This window comes from Pseudomonas sp. UBA3153 (assembly GCF_002364635.1).
GTDB lineage: Bacteria > Pseudomonadota > Gammaproteobacteria > Pseudomonadales > Pseudomonadaceae > Pseudomonas_O > Pseudomonas_O kuykendallii.
Genome location: NZ_DEYR01000005.1, coordinates 26963 through 34786, shown reverse-complemented (window position 1 = coordinate 34786; position 7824 = coordinate 26963). Strand labels below are relative to the sequence as shown.

General features: G+C 65.7%; 7 protein-coding genes and 1 pseudogene. 1 reads left to right on the top strand and 7 read right to left on the bottom strand.

Annotated features, from left to right (window positions below):
• The 3 genes and pseudogenes from B2X67_RS02220 to B2X67_RS02210 form a co-directional block, all read right to left on the bottom strand.
• Positions 1 to 424: pseudogene (locus B2X67_RS02220) on the bottom strand (cyanate transporter); the annotation flags it as partial.
• 606 nt (positions 425 to 1030) lie between these two features.
• Entirely contained in the window at positions 1031 to 1774 is a 744-nt protein-coding gene (locus tag B2X67_RS02215; RefSeq protein WP_286784472.1) for a ribonuclease T2 family protein, read from the bottom strand.
• Between the two features lie 67 nt (positions 1775 to 1841).
• Positions 1842 to 2315: a nuclear transport factor 2 family protein gene (locus tag B2X67_RS02210; RefSeq protein WP_286784471.1), complete on the bottom strand. Its 474-nt coding sequence runs from the start codon at positions 2313 to 2315 to the stop codon at positions 1842 to 1844.
• A 118-nt stretch (positions 2316 to 2433) separates the two neighbouring features.
• Here B2X67_RS02210 and B2X67_RS02205 point away from each other — a divergent pair, with 118 nt between their 5' ends.
• On the top strand, positions 2434 to 3399 hold the full coding sequence (locus tag B2X67_RS02205) for a GlxA family transcriptional regulator (RefSeq protein ID WP_286784470.1): 966 nt from the start codon (positions 2434 to 2436) through the stop codon (positions 3397 to 3399).
• Between the two features lie 56 nt (positions 3400 to 3455).
• On the opposite strand, the gene B2X67_RS02200 is transcribed toward B2X67_RS02205, so the two are convergent.
• From B2X67_RS02200 to B2X67_RS02185, 4 genes are all read right to left on the bottom strand, one after another.
• Positions 3456 to 4217, bottom strand: a complete 762-nt coding sequence (locus tag B2X67_RS02200; protein WP_090226996.1) for an amino acid ABC transporter ATP-binding protein — start codon at positions 4215 to 4217, stop codon at positions 3456 to 3458.
• A gap of 9 nt (positions 4218 to 4226) precedes the next feature.
• A complete protein-coding gene (locus B2X67_RS02195) occupies positions 4227 to 5324 on the bottom strand; it encodes an amino acid ABC transporter permease (RefSeq protein ID WP_282344361.1) in 1098 nt (365 codons plus the stop codon).
• A gap of 9 nt (positions 5325 to 5333) precedes the next feature.
• Positions 5334 to 6518, bottom strand: a complete 1185-nt coding sequence (locus B2X67_RS02190; protein ID WP_286784469.1) for an amino acid ABC transporter permease — start codon at positions 6516 to 6518, stop codon at positions 5334 to 5336.
• A gap of 96 nt (positions 6519 to 6614) precedes the next feature.
• Complete coding sequence (locus B2X67_RS02185; protein WP_286784468.1) at positions 6615 to 7643, bottom strand: amino acid ABC transporter substrate-binding protein; 1029 nt, start codon at positions 7641 to 7643, stop codon at positions 6615 to 6617.
• Positions 7644 to 7824: the final 181 nt, after the last annotated feature.

Here is a 7824-nt window from a genome sequence, read left to right as displayed (position 1 = left end):
CGGCCAGCAGGCTGCCGGCGAACAGACCGGGCACCGCGAACAGGCTGCGCAGGACGATGCCGAGGGCGAGCAGCAGGAGGATGCCGAGGATCACCCGCTCGGCACCGAAGCGCCGGGCCAGGCGCGGCGCGAACGGCGCGAACAGGCCCAGGCAAAGCACCGGCAGCGTGGTCAGCAGCCCGGCCGCGGCGGCGGACAGGTGCAGGCTGGCGGACACTTCGCCCAGCAGCGGAGAAATGCTCGACAGCGCCGGGCGCAGGTTCAGCGCCACCAGCACCAGCCCGAACAGCAGGAACAGCGGATGGCGCAGCAGCGACGGCCGGGACACCGGCTCGTCGTCGGCCTCGGCGTCGATCAACAGATCGTTGAGGGGCGCGGGGGAACCCGTGTGCCGGTCGGGCAGCGGACGATCGTGATCAGGCATGTGCGGCTCGCTTCGCAATGGGCGACCGGTCCTGGCCGGTCCTTTATCGTGCTCCGCGAACGACGAACGTCGCCCAGCGGAGGGCGGAAAAGGATAGCCGGCTAAGAATTGCGGCACAACGGCGCATGCACCACCGGCAGGGGACCGATGCGCTGTTCGCGTGCATCTCGGTGCGCGCGACAGCGTCCGGCCGGCCCTTGGTAAAGCGGCATCCACGCCGCTCTCGCAGCGGTGCGCCATGCGTACCGAGACGATGTCCGCAAGCATGGCGGTGCGCGCGGCGCACCCTACGAGGTCCGGCCGATCCATGGCGAGATCGATTTCCACGCCGCTCGCCGTAGGGTGCGCCATGCGCACCAGAGACGATGTCCGCAAGCATGGCGGTGCGCGCGGCGCACCCTACGAGGTCCTGCCGATCCATGGCGAGATCGATTTCCACGGCGCTCGCCGTAGGGTGCGCCATGCGCACCAGAGGCGATGTCCGCACGCGTGGCGGTGCGCGCGGCGCACCCTACGGGAGTTCGACCGGTCTCCGGCGAGGTTGGTATCCGCACCGCTTCGTAGGGTGCGCCATGCGCACCGGGGAGGTGCCCGCAAGCGTCGCGTCTAACGCAGCTGGATGCGTGCCGGACAGTTGCCGCGCAGCAGCGGCGTCAGGCTGGCGGCGGCGGGAAAGGCGTCCAGTCCCTCGCGGGTGATGCCGATCTCCACGCTGCTCAGCCAGGCACGCCCGTCGTGGACGTCGCAGACCAGCCTCAGCGAGTGGGTATCGCGGGTGCCGAACGCATCGCCATAGGCCCGGATCAGCTCGTTGCGTTGGATCTCCCGGCGCTCCGGCGCGGCCAGCAGTGCACCGAAGGACGACTGGCTGACGATGTCGAAAAGCTCGATGTTCTTCCTGAAGAAGGCGTCCTCGTCGAAGCCGAAGCAGGCCGCGTGCTTGACGTATTCGTGGCGTTCCAGGCAGCTCTGGGTGCCCGGCATGACCTGCTCGAGGCGCCCGCGTACGTCACTGCTCAGCGGCACCGGCGCCAGCGCGCAGAAGTTTTTTTCCGGCACCTTGCCGGTCACATGATCGCAGCCTTCGCGCCACCATTGCGGGGTGTCCATACCCTCGGCCTTGAGCCGATCGGGCAGTGACGCCCAGAGCCCGTGCAAGGTCAGGCCAGCGCCCGGGCTGTCGCACTCCGGTGCGCCCCTCTGCCCGGTGCAATAGCCCGGACGCCAGCTCATGGCGAAGGTGTATTCGGAGAAGTCGCCCAGTTGGCCGGGCTGCAGCGCCCAGGCGGAAAAGCTGGCGAGCGGCCCCAGCAGAGCGACAAGAACGAAGGCGCTGAAACGGTGTGACATGGGCGGCCCCTGTTCCGCTGAGCGACCGTTTGGTGGAGCACCTTACACACAAGAATCGGACCGGCGCTCAGCCGCGTCCGGCGCGATAGGCCGCCAGCCCCTTGGCCGCCTGCCGGCGAATCACACCCTGCACCGGCGGCGCCCAGCCGAGCAGCGCGCCGCGCGGGCCCAGCGCCTGGGCGGACCACCGCCAGAGGCTGAAGTGATCGCGATGCTCGACGATCAGCCCGTCGGCGAAGCGGAAGCGCGCCTGGATGTGGTTGCTTACCCGGCGACCGGTCTGGCTGAACAGGTAGTGCGCCACCCAGCGGGCACTGCCCTGCTGCGCGTCGGCCTCGACGCCGTCGAACGTCAGGCTGAAATCCTGCGCGCGGGCGCACAGCATCCGCCACATGTCGCCCGCGGCCACTCCCCGCAGATCGGTGAACACCGGGTCGGAGAAACGCACCTCGGGCGCGTAACAGGCCGCCATGGCCTCCGCGTCGCGCTGCTGGAACGCCTGGTAGAACTGGGTGATGAGCTGCGCGTTGGGGTGGCTCATGGAGGGACTCCGAAACGTTTCGACCCGCGCAGTGTGGCGGATTGCGCAGCATCGCCGTGATTGACGATAACGACAACGTTGTGTCAAAAATCGCCAACCTTGTTTCCCCGAGCCGCGCATGTTCCGAGTCGCCCTGATCGTCTGCCCACACACCGTCTGCTCCAGCCTGAGCATGGCCGACGATGCCTTTCGCCTGGCCGAACGCCTGGCTGGCGGCGGCCTGTTCGAGCTGTCGCGGGTCAGCGAGGACGGCCGCCCGGTGGATCTCGGCCTGATGCGGACCCAGGTCGATGGCGACCTGCGCCTGGCCGAATCCGCCGATCTGGTGGTGTTGCCGGCCAGCGGCAGCAACGTGAAGGCCGCGCTTGCCGGCAACGGGGCGCTGATCGACTGGTTGCGCCAGCGGCCGCCAGCGCAGCGCCTGGCGAGCCTGTGCAGCGGCGCCTTCCTGCTCGCGGAAGCGGGACAGCTCGACGGCCACCGGGCGACCACTCACTGGGCGCTTGAGGATGCCTTCCGCCAGCGCTTCCCCGCCGTCGAGCTGTGCATCGACCGGCTGCTCACCGAGGATGGCGCGCGTTTCTGCTCCGGCGGCGCGCAGGCCGGGCTCGACCTCTGCCTGCACCTGGTCGCCCGGCTCGGCGGCGAAGCCCTGGCGCAACGCCTCGCCAGCGCCCTGGTGGTCGACCGAGAGCGGGGCAACCAGTCGCGCTTCGTTCCGCTGCTGCCGGACGCCGCCGCGCATGAATCGCCGATGACCGCGCTGCTGGCCTGGCTGCGCGCGCATCACGCCGAGCCCATCGACCTCCAGCGCCTGGCCGAGCAGGCGCACTGTTCCCCGCGAACGCTGCTGCGCCGCTTCCGCCAGGCCACCGGGCTGACGCCCGCCGGCTACCTGCAGCGGCTGCGTATCGGCGTGGCCCAGGAGGCCCTGCGCAACCCGTCCCGCTCGCTGGAACAGGTGGCCGTGCAGGTCGGCTATGCGGACCGCGCAACCTTCGCCAAGCGTTTCAAACAGCTCTGCGGCGAAACACCCGGCGCTTTCCGCCGCCGCCTGGGCGCGCAGCCGCCCGCCACGCACTGAGCCCGTCGCGGACAAAAAAAGGGAGCCCGAAGGCTCCCTTTTTTACCGGCGAATCCTCAGTGCAGGATCTGCCCGAGGAACAGACGGGTACGTTCGTTCTGCGGATTGTCGAAGAAGGTGTTCGGCTCGGCCTGCTCGACGATCTCCCCCTTGTCCATGAAGATCACCCGGTTCGCCACGGTGCGGGCGAAGCCCATTTCGTGGGTCACGCAGAGCATGGTCATGCCGTCTTCGGCCAAGCCGATCATGGTGTCGAGCACTTCCTTGACCATCTCCGGATCGAGCGCCGAGGTCGGCTCGTCGAACAGCATGATCTTCGGCTTCATGCACAGCGCCCGGGCGATCGCCACGCGCTGTTGCTGGCCGCCGGAGAGCTGGCCGGGGAACTTGTTGGCCTGCTCGGGGATGCGCACGCGCTGCAGGTAGTGCATCGCGATTTCCTCGGCCTCCTTCTTCGGCATCTTGCGCACCCACATCGGTGCCAGGGTGCAGTTCTGCAGCACGGTGAGGTGCGGGAACAGGTTGAAGTGCTGGAACACCATGCCGACTTCGCTGCGGATCGTCTCGATCTGCTTGAGGTCGTTAGTCAGCTCGATACCGTCGACGATGATGCTGCCCTGCTGGTGTTCTTCCAGCCGGTTGATGCAGCGGATGGTGGTCGACTTGCCGGAGCCGGAAGGCCCGCAGAGGACGATGCGCTCGCCCTGCTGCACGTTGAGGTTGATGTCCTTCAGCACATGGAACTGGCCGTACCACTTGTTCACGCCTTGCAGCTGGATGATCGGCTCGGCATTGGTTTGCAGGTTGGGTTGGTTCATCAGGGGCTCCTAACGCTTGTGGCCGGTGTTGAGCTTGTTCTCCAGGTGCATGGAGTAGCGCGACATGCCGAAACAGAAAATCCAGTAGACCAGGGCGGCGAACACGTAGCCCTCGGTGGACATCCCCAGCCACGCCGGGTCGGCCGTGGCGCGCTTGATGCTGTTGAGGAAGTCGAACAGGCCGATAATGATCACCAGGCTGGTGTCCTTGAACAGCGCGATGAAGGTGTTGACGATCCCGGGGATCACAAGTTTCAGCGCCTGCGGCAGGATCACCAGGCTCATGGTCCTCCAATAGCCGAGACCCATGGCGGCCGCGGCCTCGTACTGGCCCTTGGGAATCGCCTGCATGCCTCCGCGTACCACTTCGGCGATGTAGGCGGCCTCGAAGAAGATCACCATCACCATCGCGCGCAACAGCTTGTCGAGGTTCATGCCTTCAGGCAGGAACAGCGGCAGCATCACCGAGGACATGAAAAGCACGGTGATCAGCGGTACGCCGCGCCAGAACTCGATGAAGGTCACGCTGAGCACCTTGATCGCCGGCATGTTGGAGCGCCGCCCCAGAGCCAGCAGGATACCCAGCGGCAAAGCGCCGGCGATGCCGACGGCGGCGATCACCACGGTCAGCATCAGGCCGCCCCACTGCGACGTGGGCACCTGCTGCAGGCCGAGGAAGCCGCCGTGCAGCAGCCAGTAGGCGAGGATCGGGTAGATCACCAGGAAGGCGATGCCGTATTTCGCCTTGAAGGCGAAACGCTTGAAGAACAGCGGCGCGGCACCGACGATCGCCAGGATCACCGTCAGGTCGACACGCCAGCGCAGTTCGGCCGGGTAGAAGCCGTACATGAACTGGCCGAAGCGGTCGCTGATGAAGACCCAGCAGGCGCCTTCGCGGCTGCAATCGGCGCGGGTGGTGCCGACCCAGTCGGCCTTGAAGATCGCCCACTCCAGCAACGGTGGAACGATCAGCCAGACGAGGTAGAGGCCGATCAGGGTGAGGATGGTGTTGAACACGCCGGAGAACAGGTTGGCCCGCATCCAGGCGATCGGCCCGAAGCTGAGCGCCGGTGGCGGCATGTCGGGCTTGAAGGTATGTGTGGTCATGGCAGCCCCTTACCGCTCGATCAGCGCGATGCGCTTGTTGTACCAGTTCATCAGCAGCGAAATGCTGATGCTGATGGCCAGGTAGACGCTCATGGTGATGGCCATGGTTTCGATTGCCTGACCGGTCTGGTTGAGCACCGTGCCGGAGAACAGCGAGACCATGTCCGGGTAGCCGATACCGGCCGCCAGCGAGGAGTTCTTCGCCAGGTTGAGATACTGGCTGGTGAGCGGCGGGATGATCACGCGCATGGCCTGCGGGATGATCACCAGGCGCAGCAGTTGCCCCGGACGCAGGCCCAGCGAACTGGCGGCCTCGGTCTGCCCGTGGCTGACCGACTGGATGCCCGCGCGCACGGTTTCACCGATGAACGCCGCGGTATAGATCGACAGCGCGAGGACGATGGACACCAACTCCGGGATCATCACCCAGCCGCCACGGAAGTTGAAACCCTGCAGCACCGGCACTTCCCAGTGCAGCGGCAGGCCGGCGACCAGCATGGTCAGGCCCGGCAGCACGACGATCAGCGCCAGGCTGGTCAGCGCTACCGGGAACCGCTGGCCGGTCGCATGCCGACGGGCTTTGGCCCAGCGCCACAGGGCGACGATCCCGACCAGCGCCACCAGAACCGACAGCACGAACGGCCAGAAGGCCTCGGCGGGCACCGGCGACGGCATCTGCAGGCCGCGGTTGTTGACGAAGAACAGGTCACCGAAGTTGAGGCTCTGCCGCGGATTCGGCAGCGGGCCAAGTACGGCGAAGTACCAGAAGAAGATCTGCAGCAGCGGCGGGATATTGCGGAAGGTCTCGATGTAGACCGTGGCGAGCTTGCGGATCAGCCAGTTGGGCGACAGCCGCGCAACGCCGAGAATGAAGCCAAGCACGGTGGCGAGGATGATACCGACCACCGACACCAGCAATGTATTGAGCAGGCCGACGAAAAACACCCGGCCATAGGTATCGGCCTCGGTGTAGTCGATCAGGTGCTGGGAAATGCCGAACCCGGCACTGTTGCCGAGAAAACCGAAACCGGAAGTGATGCCGCGGTGTTCCAGGTTGGTCTGCGCGTTATCGAACAGGTACCAGCCGAAGCTGACCACGAGAATAACGGCGAGTATCTGGAAAACCCACGCACGTACCTGAGGATCGGTCCAGACCGATCCACGCTGGCGCGGGGCTTGTGCTGTGTTTTGCATAGGAGCCCTCTTTGAAGTCCAACGCCCACGAGTGTGGGCGTCAGGCTTCATCTGGTCAGAACGAACCAGCCCGCACGAGGCGGGCTGGGGCGACGGTCAGCGCACCGGCGGTGCGTATTGCAGACCACCTTTGTTCCACAGGGCGTTGAGGCCACGCTCGATCTTCAGCTCGCTGCCGGCACCGACGTTGCGCTCGAAGACTTCACCGTAGTTGCCGACTTCCTTGACGATCTTGACGACCCAGTCCTTCGGCAGCTTCAGGTCCTTGCCGAACTCGCCTTCGGTACCCAGCAGGCGGGCGATGTCCGGGTTCTTGGTGGACTTGGCGGTCTCTTCGACGTTCTTCGAAGTGATGCCCAGTTCCTCGGCGTTGACCATCGCGAAGAGGGTCCAGCGAACGATGTCGAACCATTCCTCGTCACCCTGACGAACGGACGGGCCGAGCGGCTCCTTGGAGATGACTTCCGGCAGCACCACGTAATCGTCCGGCGCAGCCAGCTTGATGCGCTGCGCGTACAGCTGCGACTGGTCGGAGGTCAGCACGTCGCAACGGCCGGACTCGACCGACTTGGCGCTCTCGTCCGAGGTGTCGTAAGTGATGGGGGTGTATTTGAGGTTGTTGGCGCGGAAGTAGTCCGACAGGTTCAGCTCGGTGGTGGTACCGGCCTGGATGCAAACGGTGGCGCCGTCGAGTTCCTTGGCACTGGAAACGCCGAGCTTCTTGTTCACCAGGAAGCCCTGGCCGTCGTAGTAGGTCACGCCGGTGAAGTTCAGGCCCATCGCGGCATCGCGCGAGCTGGTCCAGGTGGTATTGCGCGAGAGCACGTCGACTTCCCCGGACTGCAGCGCCGTGAAGCGCTCCTTGGCGGTCAGCGGGCTGAACTTGACCTTGCTCGCATCACCGAAAACGGCAGCCGCGACCGCGCGGCAGACATCCACGTCGATCCCTTTGTACTGGCCCTTGGCGTCGGCATAGGAGAAGCCCGGCAGACCGTCACTGATACCGCACTGGACGAAGCCTTTCTTCTGTACTGCATCGAGGGTAGCGCCGGCTTGCGCGAAGCTGCTAACACCGAGTACCGCTGCCGTGGTGAGCACAGCGAGAGTGGATTTCACCATCTTCATCAAAACCTCCAATTGCCTTTTGTTGTGTCGGAGTCTCGGCCGCTCACCGCACCCTTGTGGGGCTTACCATCCCTGATGAGCGGGATGGCCGGTTGCGGACCAGAGCCTGGACGATGCGGCGGGCGATCCTGCCGGCGCTCATCCAGACCTTGCCTGCTGATCAAAGCAGGCGGGAGACGTA